Annotated in this window: 22 protein-coding genes, 1 pseudogene, 1 riboswitch and 1 other annotated feature; of the genes and pseudogenes, 8 read left to right on the forward strand and 15 right to left on the reverse strand. The window is 39.1% G+C overall.

What is annotated here, in order from left to right; genetic code table 11:
• Positions 1-89 precede the first annotated feature (89 nt).
• On the reverse strand, positions 90-2510 hold the full coding sequence (gene leuS, locus V7127_RS13055) for a leucine--tRNA ligase (protein WP_335486669.1): 2421 nt from the start codon (positions 2508-2510) through the stop codon (positions 90-92).
• A 67-nt stretch (positions 2511-2577) separates the two neighbouring features.
• Positions 2578-2799 (reverse strand) — a binding site (T-box leader).
• 154 nt (positions 2800-2953) lie between these two features.
• A pseudogene (locus V7127_RS13060) lies at positions 2954-3095 on the reverse strand (SDR family oxidoreductase); the annotation flags it as partial.
• A gap of 162 nt (positions 3096-3257) precedes the next feature.
• Here V7127_RS13060 and V7127_RS13065 point away from each other — a divergent pair.
• Positions 3258-3581 carry a hypothetical protein gene (locus tag V7127_RS13065; protein ID WP_335486672.1) on the forward strand — a complete coding sequence of 108 codons (324 nt, stop codon included), beginning with the start codon at positions 3258-3260 and terminating at the stop codon, positions 3579-3581.
• Positions 3582-3617: 36 nt separating this feature from the next.
• Here the strand turns inward: V7127_RS13065 and V7127_RS13070 are convergent, their stop codons facing one another.
• From V7127_RS13070 to V7127_RS13080, 3 genes are all read right to left on the reverse strand, one after another.
• Positions 3618-4799 carry an MDR family MFS transporter gene (locus V7127_RS13070; RefSeq protein WP_335344406.1) on the reverse strand — a complete coding sequence of 394 codons (1182 nt, stop codon included), beginning with the start codon at positions 4797-4799 and terminating at the stop codon, positions 3618-3620.
• Between the two features lie 204 nt (positions 4800-5003).
• Positions 5004-5165, reverse strand: coding sequence for a glycogen biosynthesis protein GlgD (locus V7127_RS13075; protein ID WP_335486676.1), 162 nt, complete (start codon positions 5163-5165; stop codon positions 5004-5006).
• Positions 5166-5180: 15 nt separating this feature from the next.
• On the reverse strand, positions 5181-5444 hold the full coding sequence (locus tag V7127_RS13080) for a YtzC family protein (protein ID WP_335486679.1): 264 nt from the start codon (positions 5442-5444) through the stop codon (positions 5181-5183).
• Positions 5445-5614: 170 nt separating this feature from the next.
• On the opposite strand from V7127_RS13080, the gene V7127_RS13085 reads away from it, so the two are divergent.
• Together V7127_RS13085 and V7127_RS13090 are read left to right on the forward strand one after the other, a co-directional pair.
• Positions 5615-6583: a TIGR01212 family radical SAM protein gene (locus V7127_RS13085; RefSeq protein ID WP_335486765.1), complete on the forward strand. Its 969-nt coding sequence runs from the start codon at positions 5615-5617 to the stop codon at positions 6581-6583.
• Positions 6580-7152 carry a class I SAM-dependent methyltransferase gene (locus V7127_RS13090; protein WP_335486682.1) on the forward strand — a complete coding sequence of 191 codons (573 nt, stop codon included), beginning with the start codon at positions 6580-6582 and terminating at the stop codon, positions 7150-7152. Before V7127_RS13085 ends, V7127_RS13090 begins: the two co-directional genes overlap by 4 nt.
• Positions 7153-7398: 246 nt before the next feature.
• Here V7127_RS13090 and V7127_RS13095 read toward each other — a convergent pair whose 3' ends face one another.
• Both V7127_RS13095 and V7127_RS13100 read right to left on the reverse strand, forming a co-directional pair.
• Complete coding sequence (locus tag V7127_RS13095) at positions 7399-8493, reverse strand: tetraprenyl-beta-curcumene synthase family protein (RefSeq protein ID WP_335486685.1); 1095 nt, start codon at positions 8491-8493, stop codon at positions 7399-7401.
• Between the two features lie 250 nt (positions 8494-8743).
• A complete protein-coding gene (locus tag V7127_RS13100) occupies positions 8744-9547 on the reverse strand; it encodes an alpha/beta hydrolase (RefSeq protein ID WP_335486688.1) in 804 nt (267 codons plus the stop codon).
• A gap of 162 nt (positions 9548-9709) precedes the next feature.
• On the opposite strand from V7127_RS13100, the gene V7127_RS13105 reads away from it, so the two are divergent.
• On the forward strand, positions 9710-10222 hold the full coding sequence (locus V7127_RS13105) for a gamma carbonic anhydrase (protein ID WP_335486692.1): 513 nt from the start codon (positions 9710-9712) through the stop codon (positions 10220-10222).
• A 54-nt stretch (positions 10223-10276) separates the two neighbouring features.
• On the opposite strand, the gene asnB (V7127_RS13110) is transcribed toward V7127_RS13105, so the two are convergent.
• The 3 genes from asnB (V7127_RS13110) to V7127_RS13120 all read right to left on the reverse strand — a co-directional run bounded on the left by asnB (V7127_RS13110) (position 10277) and on the right by V7127_RS13120 (position 14348).
• Entirely contained in the window at positions 10277-12082 is a 1806-nt protein-coding gene (gene asnB / locus V7127_RS13110) for an asparagine synthase (glutamine-hydrolyzing) (protein WP_335486695.1), read from the reverse strand.
• Between the two features lie 191 nt (positions 12083-12273).
• Positions 12274-13473, reverse strand: a complete 1200-nt coding sequence (gene metK, locus V7127_RS13115; RefSeq protein ID WP_335486698.1) for a methionine adenosyltransferase — start codon at positions 13471-13473, stop codon at positions 12274-12276.
• Between the two features lie 179 nt (positions 13474-13652).
• A riboswitch (SAM riboswitch) is annotated at positions 13653-13879 on the reverse strand.
• A 94-nt stretch (positions 13880-13973) separates the two neighbouring features.
• Positions 13974-14348: a thiol-disulfide oxidoreductase DCC family protein gene (locus V7127_RS13120; protein WP_335344398.1), complete on the reverse strand. Its 375-nt coding sequence runs from the start codon at positions 14346-14348 to the stop codon at positions 13974-13976.
• A gap of 237 nt (positions 14349-14585) precedes the next feature.
• Here V7127_RS13120 and pckA point away from each other — a divergent pair, with 237 nt between their 5' ends.
• Positions 14586-16172, forward strand: a complete 1587-nt coding sequence (pckA, locus tag V7127_RS13125; RefSeq protein WP_335486701.1) for a phosphoenolpyruvate carboxykinase (ATP) — start codon at positions 14586-14588, stop codon at positions 16170-16172.
• A gap of 44 nt (positions 16173-16216) precedes the next feature.
• Here pckA and V7127_RS13130 read toward each other — a convergent pair whose 3' ends face one another.
• Positions 16217-16990 carry an alpha/beta hydrolase family protein gene (locus V7127_RS13130; protein ID WP_335486704.1) on the reverse strand — a complete coding sequence of 258 codons (774 nt, stop codon included), beginning with the start codon at positions 16988-16990 and terminating at the stop codon, positions 16217-16219.
• Positions 16991-17233: 243 nt separating this feature from the next.
• On the opposite strand from V7127_RS13130, the gene V7127_RS13135 reads away from it, so the two are divergent.
• Genes V7127_RS13135 through V7127_RS13145 form a run of 3 tightly spaced genes read left to right on the forward strand, consistent with a single transcriptional unit; the run spans position 17234 to position 19826 of the window.
• Complete coding sequence (locus V7127_RS13135) at positions 17234-18232, forward strand: ABC transporter substrate-binding protein (protein WP_335486707.1); 999 nt, start codon at positions 17234-17236, stop codon at positions 18230-18232.
• A gap of 27 nt (positions 18233-18259) precedes the next feature.
• Positions 18260-19039 carry an ABC transporter ATP-binding protein gene (locus V7127_RS13140; protein WP_335486710.1) on the forward strand — a complete coding sequence of 260 codons (780 nt, stop codon included), beginning with the start codon at positions 18260-18262 and terminating at the stop codon, positions 19037-19039.
• Positions 19017-19826 (forward strand): ABC transporter permease, encoded by an 810-nt coding sequence (locus V7127_RS13145; RefSeq protein WP_335486713.1) that lies wholly within the window; start codon positions 19017-19019, stop codon positions 19824-19826. Before V7127_RS13140 ends, V7127_RS13145 begins: the two co-directional genes overlap by 23 nt.
• Positions 19827-19904: 78 nt before the next feature.
• On the opposite strand, the gene asnB (V7127_RS13150) is transcribed toward V7127_RS13145, so the two are convergent.
• From asnB (V7127_RS13150) to V7127_RS13165, 4 genes are read right to left on the reverse strand one after another with little or no spacing between them, the layout of a single operon-like run.
• Positions 19905-21755: an asparagine synthase (glutamine-hydrolyzing) gene (gene asnB, locus V7127_RS13150; RefSeq protein WP_335486768.1), complete on the reverse strand. Its 1851-nt coding sequence runs from the start codon at positions 21753-21755 to the stop codon at positions 19905-19907.
• 51 nt (positions 21756-21806) lie between these two features.
• Positions 21807-23144, reverse strand: a complete 1338-nt coding sequence (gene glnA, locus V7127_RS13155; protein WP_335486716.1) for a type I glutamate--ammonia ligase — start codon at positions 23142-23144, stop codon at positions 21807-21809.
• Between the two features lie 46 nt (positions 23145-23190).
• On the reverse strand, positions 23191-24051 hold the full coding sequence (gene dapF, locus V7127_RS13160) for a diaminopimelate epimerase (RefSeq protein WP_335486719.1): 861 nt from the start codon (positions 24049-24051) through the stop codon (positions 23191-23193).
• Positions 24038-25300: an LL-diaminopimelate aminotransferase gene (locus V7127_RS13165; protein ID WP_438824003.1), complete on the reverse strand. Its 1263-nt coding sequence runs from the start codon at positions 25298-25300 to the stop codon at positions 24038-24040. Before V7127_RS13165 ends, dapF begins: the two co-directional genes overlap by 14 nt.
• Positions 25301-25333 lie beyond the last annotated feature (33 nt).

The following is a 25333-nucleotide window of genomic DNA, read 5'->3' on the forward strand; positions in this document are numbered from 1 at the left end:
AATATTAAAAAACATCCTCCGAAAAGGCAATCGGAGGACGTAAAATTATTATTTAGAAACTTAGAGAAGGCCATGCACAATAATCCTTTTTAATTGGCTACTATGTTGACAAGTTTTCCTGGAACAGCGATGACTTTACGAATAGTTTTTCCATCGATTTGCTCTTTTACTGTTTGGTCATCCATAGCGATTTTTTCAAGTGCATCCTTTTGGGCATCTGATGGGACAAGTAATTTCGCTTTTACTTTTCCATTGATTTGGATAACAATTTCTACTTCATCATCGACTAGTTTTGCTTCATCGAATGCTGGCCAAGCTTCGTAAGCGATTGTTTCACTATGGCCAAGCTTTCCCCATAGCTCTTCAGCAATATGAGGAGTAATAGGTGAAAGCAATTTCACAAAGCCCTCCATGAAATGTTTAGGAAGAACTGTTGTTGTTTTATAAGCTTCATTAATAAATACCATCATTTGAGAAATAGCAGTATTGAAGCGTAAACCTTCATAGTCCTCTGTTACCTTTTTCACTGTTTGGTGATATACCTTTTCAAGTTTGCTTGCTTCATCACTCTCTTGAATTTTCGGATTTAGACTTCCGTTTTCTTCAATGAACAAGCGCCATATACGGTCAAGGAATCTTCTGGATCCGTCAAGACCATTTGTAGACCAAGCAATGGATGCATCAAGCGGTCCCATAAACATTTCATATAATCGAAGCGTATCTGCCCCGTGACTTTCAATAATGTCATCAGGATTGACAACATTACCTTTTGATTTACTCATTTTTTCATTGCCTTCTCCAAGAATCATTCCCTGATTAAATAGCTTTTGGAACGGTTCCTTCGTATGAACAACACCGATATCATACAGAACTTTATGCCAGAAACGAGCATATAGAAGGTGAAGAACGGCATGCTCTGCCCCACCGATGTAAATATCAACTGGAAGCCATTCCTTCAGTTTATCTGCATCCGCAAGCGCTTCACTGTTGTGTGGATCAATGTAGCGCAGGTAATACCAGCAGCTGCCTGCCCATTGCGGCATCGTGTTTGTTTCTCTGCGGCCTTTTTTGCCTGTTACTGGGTCCACCACATTTACCCACTCTTCAATATTGGCGAGCGGTGACTCACCCGTTCCAGACGGCTTTATTTCAGTTGTTTTTGGAAGAATTAATGGCAGTTGGTCTTCAGGTACAGCTGAACTCGTGCCATCTTCCCAATGAATAATTGGAATCGGCTCCCCCCAATAGCGTTGGCGGCTAAACAACCAATCTCGAAGGCGATAAGTGATCTTTTTCGTGCCAAGTCCTTTTTCTTCAAGCCAAGCAATCATCTTACCGATAGCTTCTTCTTTATTCATTCCATTTAAGAAATCGGAATTTACATGCTCGCCATCGCCAGCATAAGCTTCTTTTTCAACATTTCCACCAGCAACAACTTCAACAATTGGCAAGTCAAATTGTTTTGCAAATTCATGGTCACGCTCGTCATGAGCAGGTACAGCCATAATAGCACCGGTTCCATAACTCGCTAATACATAATCGGCAATCCAGATCGGCATCTTTTCGCCATTTGCCGGGTTTATTGCGTAGGCGCCTGTGAAAACACCTGTCTTTTCTTTTGCTAAATCAGTTCTTTCCAAATCGCTTTTCATTTTTACTTTATCTAAATAGCCTTGAACTTCGGCACGCTGCTCTTCAGTCGTAATTTTGTCGACTAAATCATGCTCTGGAGCAAGTACTGCATAGGTTGCACCAAAAAGTGTATCAGGACGAGTCGTAAATACTTTGAATGTTCCTTCATGGCCTTCAATTTGGAAGGTTACTTCTGCCCCTTCTGAACGGCCGATCCAGTTACGCTGCATATCTTTTAGGCTTTCAGGCCAATCTAGTAAATCAAGATCCTCAAGCAAACGATCTGCATAGGCAGTTATTTTTAATACCCATTGTCTCATTGGTCTGCGCTCAACCGGGTGGCCGCCACGCTCACTTTTTCCATCAATAACTTCTTCGTTCGCTAAAACTGTTCCAAGTGCTGGGCACCAGTTCACTGCTACTTCATCAATATAAGCAAGACCTTTTTCATATAGCTTTAAGAAAATCCATTGTGTCCATTTATAATACTCAGGATCAGTCGTATTCACTTCACGATCCCAATCATAAGAGAATCCTAGTGCTTTAATTTGACGGCGGAATGTATTAATATTCTTTGCCGTAAATTCAGCTGGATCGTTCCCTGTATCTAATGCGTATTGCTCAGCAGGAAGACCGAATGCGTCCCAGCCCATTGGATGAAGGACATTATAGCCTTGCATCCGCTTCATGCGCGAAAGAATATCCGTAGCTGTGTAGCCTTCTGGATGTCCGACATGAAGTCCAGCTCCAGATGGATATGGAAACATATCAAGTGCGTAAAATTTGCGCTTTCCTTTATCTTCGCTCGTCTTAAATGTTTTATTTTCTTCCCAGACCGTTTGCCACTTTTTCTCAATCTCTTGATGATTGAAACTCATCACATGTTCCTCCTAAATGAAAATTATAGAATATTTCGAAAAAAATCAAAAAAACCTCCCATCCCAATTAAGGGACGAGAGGATTATGTATAATCTCCCGCGGTACCACCCACATTAGTGACATAGTCACTCGCTTCATTCATCCTTAACGCGGAGTACGGCAAGCATTACTATTCCTTCACACTTGCTGCTCAAAGGCGAGTTCATGGTTTACCCGGCTGACTTGCACCACCCGTCAACTCTCTACAATCAGGTTCAATCCACTACTAATCCTTTTCTTAGCATATAAATATATTAGTGCTATTGTATAAAATTTCCCGCCAAGATGCAAGTGGGCTCATCTTGACAGGAAATTTAATATGTAGCATATGCGGGAAATAAGATTATGTGAATGAATTTTTAAAAAATTTTAAAGGGACATCTCACAGCTGTCCCCTCAAAATCTATTGAACTGTATATCCCCCATCAATCAGATGGCCTGCCCTGTCACTCCGTTTGCAGATTCACTTGCAAGGAATATGCATAATCCGCAATCTCATCAACAGACAAAAGCCTTTTTTGAGGGATTAATGAAAAAATAACTTCCGATTGGAATATTTAATAATGCGTTTTTCATAATACTCCCCTTTATAATCATTTATACATTCCAGCTTATTTTATCGCAATTGTTAGATAATTTAATTACATAAGTATTTTTCCTCTATTTTTTGTCAAAGAAGGGAGAAAAGAGAAAATGGAGTGTTAACTATGAAAGGCATTTACTTCATTAATGAAAGACAGCATCAAGATTTAGAAGGGATCTCGCACTGTATAAGCATGATTAGTTCATTTCTGAAGGCAAATCAGATCCAAGCTATAAAACTGAATTCAAACCAGCTAAATGATTATTACACCCTTCCTCATGCTCTTCTATACGATTTAAATCAGGCAAAGATGCTATTGGATTATTTAGTGATCTATTCGAATCAAGATGTGAATGAATTTATTTATATGTATCCTGCTAAATGGGTATTATTAAAAAGCTATTTTTCGGAAGTAGTATTTGTAGAGGAACAGAGAAATAGTGGCTAATCATAATTAAAAGACCTGCAGCATTAGTGCAGGTCTTCAAGATGCGTGTGCAACGCTCTTTGTTTTTCTAATTTTTTTATCATAGATGAATGTTGTAAAAATAGAGATCACGAGTAAAACTATAATGATTGAGAATAGCATTGACATTCCGTATATATCGACAAGAATGCCCCCTAGGAGCGGTCCAATCATACGCCCTCCTGTTGCCATACTATTGACAATTCCCTGGTAGAATCCTTCTCTTCCTTTTGGTGCCAGATCATTGGCGATCGTAGGAACTGCTGGCCATACTAACATTTCGCCAATTGTTAATATAATCATTCCAGCAAGAAAAGCTGCAAACTGATGGGCTACGGAAACAACTCCAAAAGAGACTATAAAAATAATAATGCCGATATTGATCTGTGTCTTCAGAGATTTGATTCGGGACACAAGCAAGTTTATTACTGGCTGCCCTAGAACAATTAATGCTCCATTGATCGTCCAAAGCAGACTATATTGTCTTAAGGTGATATTAAGCTCCTGTGTAAAAGAGGCAATTGTCGTTTGCCACTGAACATATCCGACCCAGCATAAGCTGTAGCCAATACATAAAATTAATAAGGCATATAGCTTTGAATGGTCCTTAACAACAGACTTTTTCTTTCGAACAGAAGTATGCATACTTGACTCAATTTGAATTCCTTTATATCCGAAAACAGCAATGAAAAGAAAAGCCAAGTACATGAACGTATTAGCAATAAAGATGAGCTGAAAAGAAAAAGAAGCTACAAATCCGCCAAGGGCCGCTCCGATTGCTACACCAAGGTTCTGCGCTACGTATAGAGCATTAAAGGATTTTCTTCCGCCTTCCTTCCATACTGAACCAGCCATTGCATACATTGATGGGAAAATAATTCCTGCCCCAAATCCAACCATCGTTAAAAAGACAACATACATTGGCCAATCATGCCAAAAGGTTAACCCGATTAATGATAATAAGGATATTCCTGCTCCCAGCAGGATTGATTTATAGCCGCCAATTTTATCAAAAAGGATGCCCCCGGTTAAATTGCCAATGACACTTGCTCCAGAGTTTAACATGAGAGCAATTCCCGCAACTGATAATGATTTTCCTAAATGATCGTGAATATAGATTGTGTTTAAAGGCCATAAAAAAGAAGAGCCTGTAACATTCACCACCATCCCAATTATTAAAAGCCATAAGGCACGTGGCATGAAAAAACCCTCCTAAAATAGACCAAAATATATAAAAGTCTGCTCGACAATTAGTTCGGTTCACTAAGCAATTTTATTTCTTTTTTACTGTCCTTGCAATAGGGAATCATGTAAGCAGCCAAACAAAGAAAATACACAATATTCCTAGAAAAGCGGAAGCCCTGTGGAACAACTAAAAAACCCTCCAGAATTGGAGGGTTTCGATTATTCAGGATGGAATTTTGATTTTACTGGCTGTCCCTTTTTTTCATACAACTTTTTTGCTTGCTTGACGATGTCGAAATCCTGACCTATCTCTAGTTCTTGATTATTTATGCCATTACGGTTCTTTTGTTCAGGGTTTCTTTGTTTAGACCGTTTTTTCACCTTGAAAATCACTCCTTAATGGGGATGAATAATCATTTGATTTTGGAGCTGCTGAAGCTGCAGCCTCATGCGGTGAAGCTGTTCCCTCTGCTGGGCGTTGGCACTTAAAGCAAGTTTGGTCAGATCATTATACGCATTCTCAAGAGAATACAGTGCATCCGTAAAACCAGCATCATTGTAATGCTCTTGAGTTCTGCCTTCCTGAAGCTGGTCATTAGCGAAACGGATAGCATCCTCACATTGCTGCATTAGATTATCAACGGAGTCACGAGTAGCCATAATATCCCTCCTGAAATAAATCGGTCTTTTCAGAAGCAAAATGCTTCATTCATTAGTTTGTTCATATTTCTTTTTCCTATTTCGTAATTTTACTGGCAAAAATCGTTGATAGCCATTACATTTAAAAATAGGTTTTCTCTATTTATAGTGCTTTAAGGAGGTTTACAATGATGAATCAGATTAATCCTTTTCCCTTTGCATCTGATAATAAACGCTATCATACATGGAATTACCATTTAAGGAATCAATTTGGCCATAAGGTTTTTAAGGTTGCTCTTGATGGCGGCCTTGACTGCCCGAATCGTGACGGCACGGTCGCGCACGGAGGCTGTACATTTTGCAGTGCGGCCGGTTCTGGTGACTTTGCGGGAAACCGATCTGACGATATAGAGATACAATTTAAAGAAATTAAAGAAAAAATGCATCAGAAGTGGAAAGATGGCAAATATATGGCTTACTTCCAGGCATTTACGAATACACATGCACCCGTAGAAGTGTTAAGAAATATGTACGAAAAAGTTTTACAGTTTGAAGATGTTGTAGGGCTTTCAATTGCTACAAGGCCAGACTGCCTTCCAGATGATGTAGTGGAATATTTGGCTGAGCTTAATCAAAGAACTTATTTATGGGTTGAGCTTGGTTTGCAAACTGTACATGAAAGAACCGGATTGCTGATCAATCGTGCTCATGATTATCAATGCTATGTAGACGGTGTCAACAAGCTTCGAAAACATGGAATTCGTGTTTGTTCCCATATTATTAATGGACTTCCACTGGAAACACCGGAAATGATGATGGAAACTGCTAAGGAGGTCGCAAAGCTAGATGTTCAAGGAATCAAAATCCACCTTCTTCATCTTTTAAAAGGAACACCAATGGTGAAGCAATATGAAAAAGGAATGCTTGAATTCTTATCATTTGACCAATATGTCAGTTTAGTTTGTGATCAACTTGAAATTCTGCCTCCTGAAATGATTATTCATCGAATTACTGGAGATGGTCCTATTGAGCTGATGATTGGTCCGATGTGGAGTGTTAATAAATGGGAGGTTCTAAACACCATTGATGCTGAACTTAAAAGACGGAATAGCTGGCAAGGAAAATTTTACAAGGCAAGCAGTGTGGAGGTACAAGCATGAAGCTAGAAGGAGTTTTGCCTTTTGCTAGGAAGCTGCTAGAAAAAGCAGTTGGTTCTGGTGACTTTGCAGTCGATGCAACATTAGGAAATGGGCATGATACATTATTCTTGGCAAAATTAGTTGAAGATTCCGGTCATGTATTCGGATTTGATATACAAGAAGAAGCAATTCTCAGTACAAAAAAAAGGATAGAAGAACAGCAGCTTTCTGACCGTGTTACTTTATTTCATAATGGGCATGAACATATATTGTCCAGTATCTCAGCAGAAAATCACGGTAAAATTAAAGGTGCTATTTTTAATTTGGGCTATTTGCCAGGCGGCAACAAATCGATTGTTACAGTTCCAGACACAACTATTTCAGCGATTGAGCAGCTTCTTGAAATTATGGCTCCTGAAGGGATTATTGTCCTTGTTGTTTACCATGGCCACGAAGAAGGTGCGATTGAACGTGACGCACTCCTTCAATTTGTAAAACAGCTAGACCAAAAAAAGGCTCATGTTCTTCAATATCAATTCATTAATCAGAAGAATAATCCACCTTTCATTGTGGCGATTGAAAAAAGATAATAATTGACTATCTGACGGATATATCACAAAAGTAGCGGATATTTCTGCGTAACTGTCGGATATATCACAAAAGTGGCGGATATTTCTGCATAACTGGCGGATATATCACAAAAGTGGCGGATATTTCTGCGTAACTAGCGGATACTAAAAAAAGTGCCGATTGATTTACCGAAAACTGACCGATTTTTCCCTTCCAAAGAGAAAAAACCTGCATTTAAGCAGGTTTTTTCACATTTCGGCTTCAATTTACTTTAAAAATGCCCTCATAAGACCGGCTGGCATCCATTTTTGCATAGCCCGATAAGCACGTCCATTTAAATAAAAGAAAAAACTGATCATCCCGCCGGTTTTGATCATTCCTCGAGCTAGTTTCTTTACATTTCGCTGCTTTCGGACCTTTTCATCTGATAAATAAATCCCTAGCAGTCCACGGTTAATCAATTGATGAAATCGTTTATGAGGCAGGTGCTCTGTATGCTTGTCAGCTTCTTGTACAAAATGCTTCAGCCTGTCAAAAAGCTTCTCTTCACTTTCATAATAAAAACAGAAGTTTAAATCTCCGCCAGCACGATCCTCTTCCTGATCAATAAAATAATCCAATAATATATGCAAACCTTGTATGTAAGGAAAATAGCCATTCCGAATATTTTCTGCGTCGGCCAGCTTAAAATCATCCCTCATGGCATAAGAAACAAGGCAGAAAATACCTAATGTCGATCCAGAGCAAGCTGAAAACTCATACCACTCCATCTCTGGAATTTGTTCCTTGTATTCATCAAACCAGCCTTGGAGCCGTGGCACGCGTTCCTCCACTTTTACATGTTTATGAATCTGCAAGTCACAATAATACCGGCATAATTCTAATAAATAACCGCTGATTTCTTCATAATTACCTATTTCAGATAAAACTCCTCTGCAGGCTGCAGCAAGGTCAGCTAAGTAATTTCCATCTTCCTGTTCTTCTCTAAATCGGTAATAATTTTTCGGTGCAGCCTCCACCACTAAAGAATCCATCATTGATTCGTGTAAAGCCTCAAAATCTTCTGGATCCAGTGATGTACTTCGATCACATAAATTATCCAAATAATCACTGATTGTTTGATAAGCAACTATAAATTTAATCGCTTTTTCATATTTTTCTTTTGCCATTAACGCCATGATGGCGCCGCCTTCACAATGAAAGGTCTTTTGCTTTATGCTCGCTAATGCCTGTTTTCTAAGTTCTGGATCGGGAATTTCTTCCGCTCTCTTCCGCCAATACTCCAATTCCTTATGAGCTATTGGCAATATCCTACGATAAACATTTGACATTAGACTGATAGGCATAGATGGGACACTCATAGTAAAACTCACTCCTTAGAAAAGCGAAAGCGCCTCGCCCACCCCCGACAAGCATAAGACGAGCCTCCCGGAAAGGTGAGCTCTACCTTTCAAGATTGGCTTATGACCACGAGGTCGACAATAACGCGACGTCCTCCCAAAAGCTTCACTTTTGGTCGTGCGATGTTTACGCTTCCGAAGCGTTCCTTGTCCTGTCGCATTGTCGACACTAGTACGTCCTGTACGTCGGGATAGGCGCTGTAGCTAGGCACTAAACGATATAGCCAACGGCCTTTAACTGGCTAGATACGAAATCCTTCGCATACTCAAATACTTCTTCCCTTTCAGGCTCATTAAAGATTTCATGATAGCATTTAGGCCATTCTTTAAATCGTTTTTCTGAGAAGGGGGCACGGTTGAACCAATCGCTGACTGTCTTCTTATTTACAATTAGGTCCTCGCCACCCTGCATAACAAGCAGCGGGACATCTTGAATTTTATCAAGATTTTCAAAACCTAGCTTTGTCGCATGTATAAGTTCACGATACCATCTGATTGACACTCTTGTCACATATAAAGTATCATTAGCATCGGCATCACGCACATCAATATTCCTTGTCGCCATATCTACAGTCAGCCCTGAATTCAATCGCAGACTTGGAACAATTTTATTTAAAAGATAAGAAGATACATTTAGTATTTTGTTAGGCCTTTTCACTAAGCCCAGACAAGGGGATGACAGGATCACTCCTGTTAATTTCAGCCTCTCTTCCTGCAAAAGGCGAATAGAGATTAAGCCGCCCATGCTATGGCCCAGTAGAAAGACCGGTAATTCGAATCGGTACGCTGCCTGAATCCAATCCTTCACTTCATGTAAATATTCATCAAATGAATCAATGTGACCTCGCCGTGATCTAGTAGTCATACCCTGGCCAGGAAGATCTCCCATAATGACATGAAAGCCTGATAAACGCCACATTTCAATAAGCCAGCCGTAGCGGCGATGATGCTCCATCGCACCATGGACCATCACAATGACTCCTTTAGCCTCTCCCTCAGCTTCCCATTTCCACATTATTAATCCTCCTAAACCTTATGTTGAAAACGAACTCATTATAGTTAAATTATAGCCCAGAAACATTATTTCATCATTAATGAAGTCTAATTGATCAATGAAGAAGATTGATGACTTCTATGGTAAAATTAAGATATTAAATCATTTCAAGGAGAATCAAACATGATCTACCCATATAAAGATAAGCAACCAAAAATAGCTGACTCGGTTTTCATTGCAGACTTTGCAACCGTTACAGGGGATGTAGAAATCGGGGATGAATCCAGTGTGTGGTTCAATACGGTTATAAGAGGGGATGTCGCCCCAACGATTATTGGGAAAAAGGTTAATATTCAAGATAATTCAGTACTGCACCAGAGCCCTAACAACCCTCTAATTCTTGAAGATGAAGTGACAGTAGGACATCAGGTTGTTTTACATAGCTGCATTATTCGCCGAAAAGCGTTAATTGGCATGGGCTCTATTATTCTTGATCAAGCTGAAATTGGTGAAGGAGCCTTTATCGGTGCTGGCAGTCTAGTTCCGCAAGGTAAAAAAATTCCTCCTAATACACTTGCCTTTGGCCGTCCAGCTAAAGTAATCCGTGAATTAACACCTGATGATATTAAAGAGATGGAAAGAATAAGCAGAGAATACGCTGAAAAAGCGCAGTATTATAAATCACTGCAGAAATAATCAAGATATTTTTTAACATGTCCTTTTATAAATAACTTATTCTTTCTAATCGTTTTATATACCCATTGGCAGGACCGTATTCATTGAACTTAGTTCATTTTCATACTTTTTTTCAACAAATATGGCATGCCATATCATAAACATTAATACCGTCCAAAGCTTTCTGCTGTTATCGGATTGATCTTTATAATGGTCATCAAGCAGCTTATATAAATAATCTTTATGAAATAAATGGTCCGTGTCGCTTTCACGAATTATTTTTCTCGCCCAATCATTCATTTCATTCTTTAGCCAAAACCTAATTGGGACGGGAAAGCCCAGTTTCTTTCGATGTAAGACATGAGCTGGAACAATTCCTTCTACTGCTTTCCGCAAAATATATTTCGTTGTTCCATTGGCGATGTTTAGACTGCTCGGTATTTGGGACGCAATCTCAAATACCTCTTTATCTAGAAAAGGGGCCCGCAAATCCATCAAATGGGCTCCAGTCATTTTATGAGCTTTTAATAGAATATCTCCTCTTAGCCAAGTATGAATATCGATATACTGCATCTTGTTAATTGCATCATATGAAGCACTCTCTTTGTAAAGAGGGGCTGTTATATTCGTATAACTTAGATCTTCCCTATATTCTCGGAAGAGCATACTCTTCTCTATTTCGGAAAAAATTTTGGCATTGCCAATATACCTTTCTTCTAAGGGAGTAATCCCCCGCTCAATAAAGCTTTTACCCTTCACCCCATCTGGAAGAAAAGCAGCAAGTTTCCGCAAGATTTCTTTTATCAAATTAGGCAAATATTGAAAGAGCCTTAAGGACTGTGGTTCGCGATAAATATTATAGCCGCCGAATAATTCATCAGCACCCTCTCCAGATAAAACAACCTTTACATGCTTACTTGCCTCTTTAGCTGCAAAATAAAGCGGAATACAGGCCGGATCTGCAAGCGGGTCTTCCAATGAATAGATTATATTCGGCAGCTCCTTAATGAAATCTTCAGGATGAATGATCCTGCTTATATTTTCAACTCCAAGCCTTTTAGCCGTTTCCTCCGCAATGTCAATTTCACTAAAGCCAGCCTGCTCAAATCCAACTGAAAATGTTTTTAAATCTGGATGATATTCCTTTGCAATCGCAGCAATAATAGTGGAATCAATACCCCCAGAGAGGAAGGATCCAATCGGCGCATCGCTTTGAGTATGCAATTGTATTGACTGATAGAGGGCTGATTGTATCTCTCGAATAAATTCAGCTTCTTGTTTTAATACCGGTTGAAAGGCTGCTTTCCAATAGCAAATAATCTCCATAGGGGCATCCATTTTCTTTGTAAAATAATGCCCTGGTTCAAGCTTTTGAATCTTATTTGTGATCGTGTAAGGCTCTGGGACGAACTGAAAGGTTAAATATTGCTGTAATGCATCTATATTCAAAACTTCGCTTTGTAAAATGCTCTTCTTATCAGTGGCAAAATACAACCCTTCGATTCCGTCATAATAATAAAAAGGTTTGATCCCAAAAGGATCTCTTGCGCCAAACAAGACCTTATCCTGCTTATCCCAAATAACAAGAGCATACATTCCACGCAGCTTTTCCAATATTTTTTCTTTTAATTGGCTATATAAGATTAATAATATTTCTGAATCACAATATTCACCTTCAGAAAGTTCTTCTTTAAGCTCCTGTATATTGAAAATCTCTCCATCCAATACAATAGAATATCGGTCATGTTGATAGAAAAAAGGCTTCTCATCACATCTTGGATAATGGAAAAGCCCATACTCTTCATCATAAAAACTTGCTTCACATTTCGGGGTATCTGTATTGTCATGATTTCTTTTTACAAATCCACTAAAGCGGCTCATTCATTTATCACCCAATCTCAATCTTTAATTAATTTAGATGATAATTGCACTATTTATTTGTTTATTGATTAGTGAAATATTATGGGGGTTGTTTGCAAGGAATGGAAATAGGAGTTTAAAATCATCCTTAACATATGACGAATATAAAAAGCGGAAGTTACATCAAAAATGTAGCTTCCGCTTTTTCATTATTATTTTAAAGCTTCTGCACGTAATGCATCTGCTTTATCTGTACGCTCCCATGGAAGATCGATATCGGTACGTCCGAAATGACCGTAAGCAGCAGTTTGCTTATAAATAGGACGGCGCAGGTTTAGCATATTAATAATGCCAGCTGGACGAAGATCGAAGTTTTTACGAACTAAGTCAACTAACACGTCTTCATCTACGTTACCTGTTCCGAAAGTATCAATTGAAATAGATACCGGCTGCGCTACTCCGATTGCATAAGCAAGCTGAACTTCAACTTTATCAGCTAGACCCGCAGCAACAATGTTTTTCGCCACATAACGTGCAGCATAAGCAGCGGAACGGTCAACCTTTGTAGGATCCTTTCCGGAGAATGCACCGCCGCCATGACGAGCGTATCCACCGTAAGTATCAACGATAATTTTGCGGCCAGTTAAGCCAGCATCCCCTTGTGGTCCGCCAATTACGAAACGGCCAGTAGGGTTGATAAAGTATTTTGTATTCTCATCAATTAGTTCTTTTGGAACAACTGGATTGATGACATGCTCTTTAATATTGCGCTGAATTTGCTCTAAGCTAATTTCAGGGTGATGTTGAGTAGAAATAACAATTGTATCAATACGAACAGGCTTGTTATTTTCATCATACTCAACTGTGACTTGTGTTTTTCCATCCGGACGAAGGTACGGAAGGATTTCTTCTTTACGTACTTCAGTCAAACGGCGTGCTAATTTATGAGATAATGAAATTGGAAGCGGCATTAGCTCCTTCGTTTCATTACATGCAAATCCAAACATTAAACCTTGGTCACCAGCACCAATAGCTTCAATTTCTTCATCTGTCATTTGCCCTTCACGAGCTTCTAAAGCTTGGTCAACTCCCATCGCAATATCAGGTGATTGCTCATCGATAGAAGTTAAAACCGCACAAGTTTCGGAATCAAAGCCGTATTTCGCACGAGTGTAGCCGATTTCTTTTACTGTTTCGCGAACGATTTTTGGAATATCTACATAAGAAGATGTAGTGATTTCTCCTGCAATTAAAACTAACCCTGTTGTAACAGATGTTTCTGCTGCTACACGGGCATTTGCATCCTGAGCTAAAATGGCATCTAAAATGGCATCAGAAATTTGGTCACAAATTTTATCCGGATGACCTTCAGTTACTGATTCAGATGTAAACAAACGACGTTTTGTTGACATGCTGATGTTCCTCCTTATATAAAAAATGATACGGAACTCATTCCCTAATTAGTATGAAGTAAAATTGGAGTTTTTATGATTAGCGTATAGGCTTTTCAAGAAGCTAACCCTCAAAATGCAAAATAAAAAACCTTTCCATCCCTGTGAAAAGGTTGAAGCAAATCGATTCGCGCCTTTCACTCTTATCGTTCAAGGAATAATCCTTGCGTCAGGTTTAGCACCTTTGCTAATCAAATTCGCCTTGGCGAATTTGCGCCCAGATTTTTATCGAGCTCGCTCGATAAATTACCTTTAAAAAATCTGAGGCATCCGCCGGAGGCTAACTTTATTCGAATGAATAAAGTTAATCGTTTAGCAGGTTGCTGGGCTTCATTGGGCCTGTCCCTCCGCCAGCTCGGGATAAGAGAGTATCCGTTCAAGGATAAATCATAACGTACTATATAAAAAGAAGTCAATAAAATTATTCAATTATTTTGGTGTTTTTTTTATGTCAATGAATATCATAATGAACAACTGCCATTGTCACATTTTTTCCTGAAAAATTTATGTCTATTCTTGGCTACCCATTTATATAGAGGATTACCTACAAATGACATTCCAGGAAAATATAAACATAACCCTAATAGGTTTAATGGGGGAGTAAGCAAGAGTAAATACCTTATAGCATCATAGCCTTTACGGACTTTTCCACCGGAAGAAATAATATGAAGCTCCCGCCGTAAGCTGATTTTATCGAACGGTATCGAATGACGGGTTTTTTCATATTCTTGCAGTGAAACCCAGCTTACTTTATGAAACCTATCAATTTTTTCAAAAAATTGTTTAGATTCCTTGCATAAACTACATGTTTCATCGTATAATGCAATCGTTTTCACCTAACACCAGCCCTATCTTATATTTATATCGTTAGTTTATCATATTTTATCCTATTCAAATTGGTTTGGTAATAAGCGGGCTTCTTCGTTAGGCGGAATTATAATTGTTCAAAAAGAGGAAAATAATTAATGAAAAAAAAACGGCAATTAGTATAGATTAATCATTCAATTGTGTTATACTATTTGTAAATTGAAATGTCTTTCATAAATTTAATGTAAAAGGAAGGTATTCTTCAGATGAATTCTGTTAGCATTCCGAATAAATTAACTGAATTATTAAAGGGAAATAATATTCAAGTACAATTATCTGTTCCACAGCTTGTGGAAAAGGTACTAAATCGTAAAGAAGGCTCGCTCACTTCAACCGGTGCAGTTTGTGCAACTACCGGAAAATATACAGGTCGTTCTCCAAAAGATAAATATATTGTTGAAGAAGCATCTACGAAGGAGAAAGTTGACTGGGGTAAAGTAAATCAACCTATCTCAGAAGAGGCTTTTTCAAACCTTTATGATAAAGTATTAAACTACTTACAAGAAAAAGATGAGGTATTTGTTTTTAATGGATTCGCTGGTGCTGACAAAAAACATCGCCTTCCCATACAAGTTATTAATGAATATGCATGGCATAATTTATTTGCTCACCAGCTTTTCATTCGCCCAACAGCTGAGGATCTATTAGATCATCAAGCAGAATTCACAGTTATTTCTGCTCCGAACTTTAAGGCTGACCCTGCAGTAGATGGTACTGCTTCTGAAACTTTTATCATTGTTTCCTTTGAACGCCGTATAGTTCTAATTGGCGGAACAGAGTATGCTGGAGAAATTAAGAAGTCTATTTTCTCTGTCATGAACTATTTGCTTCCAGAAAACGGAATTTTACCAATGCACTGTTCAGCTAACGTTGGCCTTGAAGGTGATGTAGCGTTATTCTTCGGTCTTTCTGGAACAGGCAAAACAACTTTATCAGCAGATCCAAATCGCCGCTTAATCGGTGATGACGAGCATGGCTGGTCTCCAAACGGGGTATTCAATATCGAAGGCGGATGTTATGCAAAAACCATTGGCTTAACTCGTGAAAAAGAACCGCAAATCTTTGATGCGATCCGTTTTGGTTCTGTTCTTGAAAATGTTGTGATTAACAGCGATTCTCGTGTTGCTGATTATGATGATAATTCCTTAACCGAAAATACTCGTGCTGCTTACCCGCTGCAAGCTATTGATAATATTGTTGACCCAAGCATTGCCGGTCACCCAAATACAATTGTATTCTTAACAGCAGATGCATTTGGCGTATTGCCTCCAATCGCTAAACTATCAAAAGAGCAAGCAATGTACCATTTCCTAAGCGGATATACATCTAAGCTTGCTGGTACTGAGCGCGGAATTACGTCACCGCAAGCAACATTTTCTACTTGCTTTGGTTCACCATTCCTTCCGCTTCCTGCTACAGAGTATGCAGAAATGCTAGGGAAGAAGATTGATGAGCATAATGCAAAAGTATTCCTTGTGAATACAGGCTGGACTGGCGGCGAATATGGAGTAGGAAACCGCATGAAGCTCAGCTATACACGTGCGATGGTACAATCTGCATTAGAAGGCGAATTAAATAATGTAGAAACGATTAAAGACGAAATCTTTGGTCTTGAAATTCCTTTACATGTACCAGGCGTACCTGATGAAGTGCTACAGCCTAGCAAAACATGGGCTGATGAAGCAGCTTATGAAGCAAAAGCGAAGGAACTAGCTTCTCAATTCCGTGAAAACTTCAAGAAATTCTCCAACGTCCCTGCTGAAATCGAAAAGCAAGGCGGACCAGTTGCTTAATATTATGTAAAAAAAAGGGTGTCCTGAGTGACGCCCTTTTTATTTTATGATCTTTCCTGCTTGTTTTTCATCCAGTTTGTTAAATCTCTTACAACTCTTCTATTTATGGCTGGTGGAAAAAAATGTGTAAACTCTCGAAAGTACCAACTTTCCACTTTCTTACCTAAGGATCTTAATCTTTTCTCAAGCCGGTATGCATGCTCAACAGAAACATTTTCATCTTTTTCACCATGAATGATTAAGACAGGGGCTTCAAGCTTTTCCAATTGAAAAAGTGGTGTTCGGTATTCATATCTGTCCGGATATTTAGTCGGAGTTCCGCCAATGACCCTTTTCATCATTCTCCGCAAGTCCTTTCTCTCCTCATAGGTTAGGAACATATCACTAACCCCGCCCCAAGTGACAAGCGATTTCACCTTAGGAAATTCGAGAGCCGTGAGTAATGCCATTACTCCTCCTCTTGAAAAGCCAAAAATATGTATACCCTTAACACGTGGATGGGATTGCAATAATTTAAAGGCGGAAAATGCGTCCTCTCGATCTTCACCAGCGAAGTCTTCATTCCCATCCCCTCCTTGATTTCCCCTGTAAAAAGGGGCAAAGACGATAAATCCTTCTGATGCAAACTGAACGATTCGTGCAGGGCGTACCTGGCCAACATTTTTTATACCTCCGCGCAAATAAAGAAACCCGTCATAAATGGCTTCATCCTTCGGTTCTGCAAGCAGCCCTTTTATTTTAAGATCGCCAGATAAATAAGTGACAATGGATAATTCAATATTCGGGTTTGGCGATGGAAATCTCTGTTTACTTATCATGTTGCTCTACTCCTTTTTAATAACTGGCGGATATAACTCAAAAGTAGCGGATATCTTGGCCAAACTGGCGGATATAACTCAAAAGTGGCGGATATCCTCCATATTTTAACTAGGTTCACATCCTTATGTCCCACTTATCAGAAATTTAAAATTTTTATATAGGCATTCACACATTTTTGTCACACTCATACGATAATGTAGGCTTAAAAGCTTATTATTTTCCTATTTCGGGAGGTCCTATCTATGAAAAAGTGGCTAAAAGTTAGTTTTTCACTATTGTTCATTTCCATTCTAATTATACCATTAGCAGCATGCGGAAAGGATGAAGTTCAAAATGTACGGATCGGTGAGGTAACCCGTTCCATTTTCTATGCTCCACAATATGTAGCGATTGAAAAAGGATTTTTTGAAGAAGAAGGGCTGAATGTTACACTTACAACGACAGCTGGCGGGGATAAAACGATGACAGCTCTCCTATCCGACAGCATTGATGTTGCCCTTGTGGGATCAGAAACTTCAATTTACGTTTCTGCCCAAGGTTCTAATGATCCAGTCATAAACTTCGCACAGCTTACACAAACAGACGGTACATTTCTTGTCTCACGAAACAAAATCGAAAATTTCACATGGGATATGTTAAAGGGAACTACCTTCCTAGGTCAGCGTAAAGGCGGTATGCCGCAAATGGCTGGGGAATTTGTTTTGAAAAAGCATGGAATTGATCCCCATAAGGATTTAGATCTTATCCAGAATGTAGATTTTGCTAATATTGCTCCTGCTTTTGCTTCAGGCACTGGTGAGTTTGTCCAGCTTTTCGAACCAACAGCGAGTGTCTTTGAAAAAGAAGGAAAAGGCTATATTGTCGCCTCATTTGGAACAGAGTCCGGGCACATCCCATATACTACCTTCATGACGAAACAAAGCTACATTAACGATAATAAAGAAACAGTTGAGAAATTTACTAGAGCAGTTTATAAGGCACAGCAATGGGTAGATACACACAGCGCCAAGGAAACAGCTGAGGCCATAAAAGGCTTCTTTGATAATACGGAGCTCGATATTATTGAAATGGTTGTCGAGCGTTATAAGAGCCAAGGCTCCTATGCAACCGACCCAATCTTAGATAATGAAGAATGGGATAACTTGCAAAACATTATGGAAGAAGCTGGGGAGCTTCCAAAACGAGTAGATTACAATAATCTGGTCAACACGGAAATTGTTGAAGGTGTAATGAAAAAATAGTTAAAGAAAATCAAAAGGAGGGCTTGTATGGATTTCTTAAACGTTCACGGAATTCAACATACGTATTTCACGAAAAACTCTGCCACAACAGCCCTCTCCGATGTTTCGCTTACTGTCGGGGAGGGAGAATTCGTTTCCTTTCTAGGTCCAAGCGGATGCGGAAAAACAACCTTGCTTTCGATTATTGCCGGCTTGCTAAAGCCAACGGAAGGATCTGTCACTCTTGAAGGCAAAAAAGTCGAAACAACGGGTCAGAGCATAGGATATATGCTTCAACAGGATTATCTTTTTCCATGGAAGACAATTGAAGAAAATATTCTGCTTGGTTTAAAGATAAGTAATCAGCTTGATTCCAACAAAAAAGAGTACGCTTTATCCTTACTTGAACAGATGGGGCTTAAAGGGGTAGAAGCACAATTTCCAAAGCAGCTTTCCGGTGGAATGAGACAAAGGGTTGCGCTTGTCAGAACATTAGCAACTGAACCGAAGCTTCTCATGCTTGATGAACCTTTTTCCGCTTTAGATTATCAAACTAAATTAAAGCTTGAAGACCTTGTCTCCAATACACTTAAATTCTTCGGAAAAACAGCCATTCTTGTCACACATGATATCGGAGAAGCCGTCTCCATGAGTGATCGGATTTTTCTTTTCTCTTCAAGCCCGGGAAGACTACACAAGGTCTTTTCAATGCCTAAAGAACTTCGAAATGAAACCCCATTCAAAGCACGCAGCCATGAGACTTATTCAAGTATATTTCAATCTATTTGGAAGGAGCTGGAATCCCTTGAGCCAGCAGACAAACGTTGACTTCCTTCATCAACAGTATCTGAAATCATTGAAACGCGAAAAAAAATCGGTCCGTTTTTACCAGCTTATTATCTTTATTGTCTTTTTCTCTGGGTGGGAGCTTGCCAGTCAAAAGCAGTGGGTGGACCCGTTAATATTTAGTTCTCCCTCAAAAGTATGGGTTTTGTTTCTAACAAAAATTCAGGACGGAACATTATTCATCGACTTAAGCTACACCTTATCCGAAACAGTATTCGGCTTCATACTTGGCACCCTGATCGGAACCCTGCTTGCCGCAGCTCTCTGGTGGTCCCCTATGCTATCAAAAATACTGGACCCGTATCTAGTCGTCCTAAATTCCATGCCCAAAGTGGCTCTAGGCCCAATATTAATTGTCGCGTTAGGCCCAAGCTTCACATCGATTGTCGCCATGGGTGCGATTATTTCCATCATCATCACGACCATTGTTGTATATACTTCGTTTAAAGAAGTAGATCCCAACTATATAAAGGTTCTGCAAACCTTTGGCGCATCTAGGATTCAAGTGTTTAAAGAGTCCATTCTTCCAGCGTCCTTCCCAGTGATTATTTCCACTTTAAAGGTCAATGTGGGCTTATCTTGGGTAGGAGTCATTGTCGGTGAATTTCTCGTTTCTTCAAAAGGCCTCGGCTATATGATCATCTACGGATTCCAAGTCTTTAACTTCACTCTTGTCATGTTATCCCTGCTAGTGATTGCGATATTTGCAACGTTGATGTACCAGCTCGTTGAACTGTTGGAGAGGAAATTAATTAAAAATGGCTCATAAGGGAGGCTTATAACCGCTTTTCTTATGAGCCTTTTTTCAACTTTGTAATAAATTAGTTTCAAAAGAGAAATAATGCATTCATTGATCTAAAATATTGATTTGATAGTGCTCAAGCCACATATTGATCTGTACGAGATGTGCGATGAGCTGAGGGCCAGTCATTAATTGGCCAAACCATGGGATTTTGAAAGAAGAGCCGTTTGAATCAATGAGCTCTATTCCTTTTTGCTTGGAGATTAATTCGAGAAGAGGTGAGGATTTATTTGTAAGAATATTATTTAACATCGACTTAACAAGCTTCAAATAGCCCGGGCTATGGGTCTTTGGATAAGGACTTTTTTTTCGGTAAAGTACTTCATTAGGAAGAACTCCTTCTAAGGCTTTTCGCAATATTCCTTTTTCATAACCATTGAGCATTTTCATTTGCCAAGGAATATTCCAAGTGTATTCAACAAGACGATGATCTGCGAATGGAACACGCACCTCTAAACTCGCTCCCATGCTCATACGGTCTTTTCTTTCGAGCAATGCGGTCATGAACCAGAGCATATTTAAATACGACATTTCTCGGCGGCGTTTTTCTAGTATACTTTCACCTGCAATTTGAGGTACTTCACTGACTGTTTCTTCATATCGCTCTCTTACATAATTCTTAAGACTTAGCTTACTTTTCCAGTGCGGATGCAATAACTGCTCCCGCTCATTTTCAGAGGTCATCCATGGAAATCCTTGTTTATTCAGTATTTCCTCCTTATAAAACCATGGATAGCCGCCAAAAATTTCATCCGCACATTCGCCTGACAATGCTACTGTATAGTTTTGTTTAATTTGTTCACAGAACCATAATAAAGAAGAATCAATGTCTGCCATTCCAGGCAGGTCTCTCATCAAGACAGCATCTTTTAAACGGCTGGCGAGCTGCTCATTGTTTATTACAGCATTGTGGTGAATCGACCCTATAAAATGATTTACTTTTTCAATCCAAGGACCGTCTTGACTAGGTAAAAAAGTGCTTGATTTGAAAAACTCGCTACTTTCGGCATAATCGATTGAAAACGTATAAAGGGTGCTTCTTCCTTCCTTTTTAAAAATGTCAGATGCAATCGCACTAATAGCACTTGAATCAATGCCCCCTGATAAAAAAGTACAAACTGGCACATCGGCAACTAATTGGCGTTTAATAGCATCCTTAACGAGCATTTTTACATGTTCAATGGTTTCTTGCAATGAATGCGGATGCTCTCTGCTTTCAACATTCCAATATCTCCAAACCTTTAAGCCATTCAAGCTGTATAAAAGCGCATGTGCCGGCCGGAGCTCCTTGACCCCCCTAAATATTCCATGTCCTGGAGTTCTTGATGGACCTAAACCAAAAATCTCTTGAAGTCCTTCACGATCGACTTCATTTTTAACGCTAGGGTGTGCAAGAGTCGCCTTAAGCTCTGACCCAAATATGAATGAGCCATCGACTTCCTTATAGAAAAGGGGCTTTACACCAAGTCGATCTCTCGCAATGAATAGCTGTTTCTTTTGATCATTCCAAATGGCAAAGGCAAAAATTCCATTTAAATAATCTACACATCTTTCCCCCCACTCTATATAGGAAGTTAACAATACTTCAGTATCAGAATGGGATTGAAAAATATACCCTCGTTTTACTAATTCGGTTCTTAGTTCATCTGTATTATAAAGTTCTCCATTGTACACGATTGTATAGGAATGCTCTTTTTTAACGATTGTCATTGGTTGAGCGCCGCCAGAAGGGTCCACTACAACTAAACGTTTATGGCCAAGCAATACATGACTCGAAATCCAAACATTTGTAGCGTCTGGGCCTCTTTTTGCCAAAGTGTTTGTCATCTTGTCAATAATGCCTTTTTCCTTTGATAAATCTTGATGGAAATGAACCCATCCTGTTATGCCACACAAATTTACCACACTCTCTATTATGAATTTTTATTTCCAAAGTATGGGGGCAATTTAGTATTGTAGGATATAGTGGTCCCTCTCCCATGGATGTACCTGTGTGCGGAACATATCCCATTCGATTTCTTTAGCCCTTATAAAATGGGTTAACAAATGATTTCCTAATGCATTTGTGATCACTTCATTCATCTTTAAGTTTTCTAGAGCTTGAGCTAAAGATGCAGGTAAGTCCACAATGCCATTTTTCAGTCGATCTTCTTTTGACATATTGTAAATATTACTGTCAACTGGAAGAGGTGGGGTTAATTTATTGGTGATTCCATCTAATCCTGCTGCCAGGAGTACAGCAGCAGCTAAATACGGATTTGCTGACGGGTCTACACTTCGTACCTCTACGCGAGTACTTACTCCACGCGATGCCGGGATGCGAATAAGCGGACTTCTGTTTCTTGCTGACCAAGCAACATAACAGGGAGCCTCATAGCCAGGCACTAGTCTTTTATAAGAATTGACGGTTGGGTTTGTAATAGCTGTAAAGCTAGGAGCATGCAATAAAATGCCGGCAATAAACTGTCTTGCTGTATCACTAAGCCCAAGAACACCATCTTTTTCATAAAAGATGTTTTCTCCATTTTTGAATAAGGACAGGTTTGAATGCATCCCGGAGCCGTTAACGCCAAATAATGGCTTTGGCATAAAGGTCGCGTGAAGTCCGTGCTTGCGGGCAATTGTTTTTACTACAATCTTAAAAGTTTGAATATCATCACAAGCCTTTAATGCCCTTTGATATTTAAAATCAATTTCATGCTGCCCAGGTGCCACCTCATGGTGAGAGGCTTCAATTTCAAAGCCCATTTCCTCTAATTCCAATACGATATCCCGCCTGCAGTTTTCTCCCAAATCTGTTGGTGCCAGATCAAAATAACCGCCCTGATCATTTAACTCTAATGTCGGCCTGCCTTTTTCATCTAGCTTGAATAGGAAAAACTCCGGCTCTGGCCCAATATTAAAATCTGAAAAACCAAGCCTCTCCATTTCCTTCAAAACCCGTTTTAAATTATTTCTTGGATCCCCTTCAAACGGCGTTCCGTCTGGATGATAAATATCGCATATCAATCTAGCAACCTTTCCTTTGTCATCTGTCCACGGAAAAATAACAAAAGTGTCTATATCGGGATATAAATACATATCTGATTCTTCAATTCTCACAAAGCCTTCTATTGATGACCCATCAAACATCATTTTATTCTCTAGTGCTTTTAATAGTTGGCTAACCGGAATTTCAACGTTTTTAACTGTACCCAGAATATCTGTAAATTGTAATCGGATATATCGAACATTTTCCTCTTTTATTCTTTTTAAAATTTTTTCTTTTGTGTAGGATACCGTCATTGTAAATCCCCCTAAATGATTAAAGTACTTCCATCGCATTTGCTTGCTAAAATAAGGTAGGAATTTTAATGTCCCCGCTGCAGATGTATTCTGCCGGTCCTTTCTTCCAAACTTGATTTTGATGATCCCATTTTACTGTTAGGTCACCTCCTGGGAGATGAACAGTAATAGGAATATTTTTGTCTAGCCTATTATTTATTGTTGCTGCTACGACTGCAGCACAAGCACCTGTGCCACAGGCCATCGTCAGTCCAGAACCCCTTTCCCAGACTCGGTATTGAATCTCACAATTATTTACCACATGAACGATTCCTACGTTCACTCTATCAGGAAAAAAATATGAATTTTCAATAATAGGACCTATTTGTTCTAATGGAAACTCATGAACATCATCAACAAATAAGATGGCATGCGGATTGCCCATTGAAACACAGGTTAAATGATAAATTTCATTGCCAATGACAAATTGTTCATTAATTGCCTTATCTAATGGATGGCCAATGAGAGGAATTTCACTTCTCAAAAACTTCGGCTCCCCCATATTTACTGTTACATATTGGACTGTTTGACCTTGATCTATTTCAACCTCCGCCTGAACAACACCACCTAATGTTTCAATCGTAAAGCGCTTAGCTTTAGCATGATTGTGATCGAACAAATATTTAGCTGTACACCGCAAACCATTTCCACAATTCTTTGCTTCTGAACCGTCTGAATTAAAGATTCTCATCTGAAAATCAGCTATAGATGATGGGCCAATTAAAATAATGCCATCTGATCCGATGCCAAAATTGACATCCGATATCTTCATTGATAATTGTGAAATGTCTTGGTTATTAAATTGAGATTTTAATAGATCGAAAAGGACATAGTTATTTCCTAGGCCATGCATTTTAGTAAATAACATTTTCACTCTCCTCTTTATAATAAAAATTTACTCGACTCAGCCTCGATTTGATTTCATTCATTACTCTTTGCTCATCTTTCTGATCCTTAGCTTGGAATGTTACCGAAAATCGAATATAATGACCTGCATCATCCCATGGAACAGTTGATATTAAGTGTTCTTTAAGTAAGTAGTGACTGAATTCCTCTGCTGTTTGAAATTGTAGGCCGCCAACAACCCCTTTTGGTATCTTAGTGTATAAGAAAAATGAACCCTTTGGCTTCTCTGCCCAGATCCCGCCTTCATTTAAGACGCTAGCTAATAATTCATGCCGCCTAGAATACTTTTCTGCAGTCCGCTTTGTTATTTCAGGATGTGAAAGTGCATAGGCAGCCGCCTTCTGGATGGCAATGAATTGACCTGAATCCGAGTTATCCTTCACAGCAGCAAAGGCTTTAATGATTTTTGAATTTCCGGCAATAAAACCGATGCGCCAGCCCGTCATACTAAATGATTTTGATAGAGAATGCAGTTCAACCCCAACCTCCTTAGCTCCTTCAATAGATAGAAAGCTTAGCGGTTTTTCTCCGTCAAATACGAGCGCTGCATAGGCTGCATCATGTACTACGATCAGCTTGTTTTTCTTAGCAAATTGAACAACCTCTTCAAAAAACTCTTTTGTTGCCATAGCTCCCGTTGGATTATTTGGGTAATTCAAATAAAGAATTTTTGCTTTATCTACAATACTTTTTAAAGTACTTAGGTCCGGAAGAAATAAATTTTCTGAAGTTAAAGGCAGATACGCAATGTCACCACCATAGTATTTTGTATGGGCAGATAAAATGGGATAACTAGGTGCAGGCATAATGGTTATATCGCCTTGGTTAATAAAAGCAGCCGGCAGCATGGCTAATGCAGATTTTGTACCAATTACATGATTAATCTCCTGCTCCGGATCAAGCCCGTTCACACCAAATACACTTTTCATATAAGCAGCAGCAGCTTCCTTAAACTCTGAAATTCCATTATCTGCATAATAACGATTTTCTTTCTTGGCAGCCTCCTCAGCCAAAATTTTCACAACTGCAGAATCTGCCATTTCATCAGGCTCTCCTATTCCTAAATCAATAAGCTCCATATAAGGATTTGCACGGCTTGCTTCTCTCTTCAATCGCTTAATTTTTTCAAATTTATACATTTCTTCTTTTTTTCCGAAAGTTAAACCTCCAAGACGGTCTGCAATCATTTGCTGAATATAATCCTTACTCAAGTAGATTCCTCCTTCTTCAGCCTTCAAAAACAA

The organism is Bacillus sp. JJ1773, assembly GCF_036962035.1.
Lineage (GTDB): Bacteria > Bacillota > Bacilli > Bacillales > Cytobacillaceae > Cytobacillus.

Coding starts and splice junctions, on each gene's coding strand:
- leuS (WP_335486669.1), bottom strand. CDS start 2,510: ATGAGTTTCAATCATCAAGAGATTGAGAAAAAGTGGCAAACGGTCTGG.
- V7127_RS13065 (WP_335486672.1), top strand. CDS start 3,258: ATGAAAGGCATTTACTTCATTAATGAAAGACAGCATCAAGATTTAGAA.
- V7127_RS13070 (WP_335344406.1), bottom strand. CDS start 4,799: ATGCCACGTGCCTTATGGCTTTTAATAATTGGGATGGTGGTGAATGTT.
- V7127_RS13080 (WP_335486679.1), bottom strand. CDS start 5,444: ATGGCTACTCGTGACTCCGTTGATAATCTAATGCAGCAATGTGAGGAT.
- V7127_RS13085 (WP_335486765.1), top strand. CDS start 5,615: ATGAATCAGATTAATCCTTTTCCCTTTGCATCTGATAATAAACGCTAT.
- V7127_RS13090 (WP_335486682.1), top strand. CDS start 6,580: ATGAAGCTAGAAGGAGTTTTGCCTTTTGCTAGGAAGCTGCTAGAAAAA.
- V7127_RS13095 (WP_335486685.1), bottom strand. CDS start 8,493: ATGAGTGTCCCATCTATGCCTATCAGTCTAATGTCAAATGTTTATCGT.
- V7127_RS13100 (WP_335486688.1), bottom strand. CDS start 9,547: ATGTGGAAATGGGAAGCTGAGGGAGAGGCTAAAGGAGTCATTGTGATG.
- V7127_RS13105 (WP_335486692.1), top strand. CDS start 9,710: ATGATCTACCCATATAAAGATAAGCAACCAAAAATAGCTGACTCGGTT.
- asnB (WP_335486695.1), bottom strand. CDS start 12,082: ATGAGCCGCTTTAGTGGATTTGTAAAAAGAAATCATGACAATACAGAT.
- metK (WP_335486698.1), bottom strand. CDS start 13,473: ATGTCAACAAAACGTCGTTTGTTTACATCTGAATCAGTAACTGAAGGT.
- pckA (WP_335486701.1), top strand. CDS start 14,586: ATGAATTCTGTTAGCATTCCGAATAAATTAACTGAATTATTAAAGGGA.
- V7127_RS13130 (WP_335486704.1), bottom strand. CDS start 16,990: ATGATAAGTAAACAGAGATTTCCATCGCCAAACCCGAATATTGAATTA.
- V7127_RS13135 (WP_335486707.1), top strand. CDS start 17,234: ATGAAAAAGTGGCTAAAAGTTAGTTTTTCACTATTGTTCATTTCCATT.
- V7127_RS13140 (WP_335486710.1), top strand. CDS start 18,260: ATGGATTTCTTAAACGTTCACGGAATTCAACATACGTATTTCACGAAA.
- glnA (WP_335486716.1), bottom strand. CDS start 23,144: ATGACGGTATCCTACACAAAAGAAAAAATTTTAAAAAGAATAAAAGAG.
- dapF (WP_335486719.1), bottom strand. CDS start 24,051: ATGTTATTTACTAAAATGCATGGCCTAGGAAATAACTATGTCCTTTTC.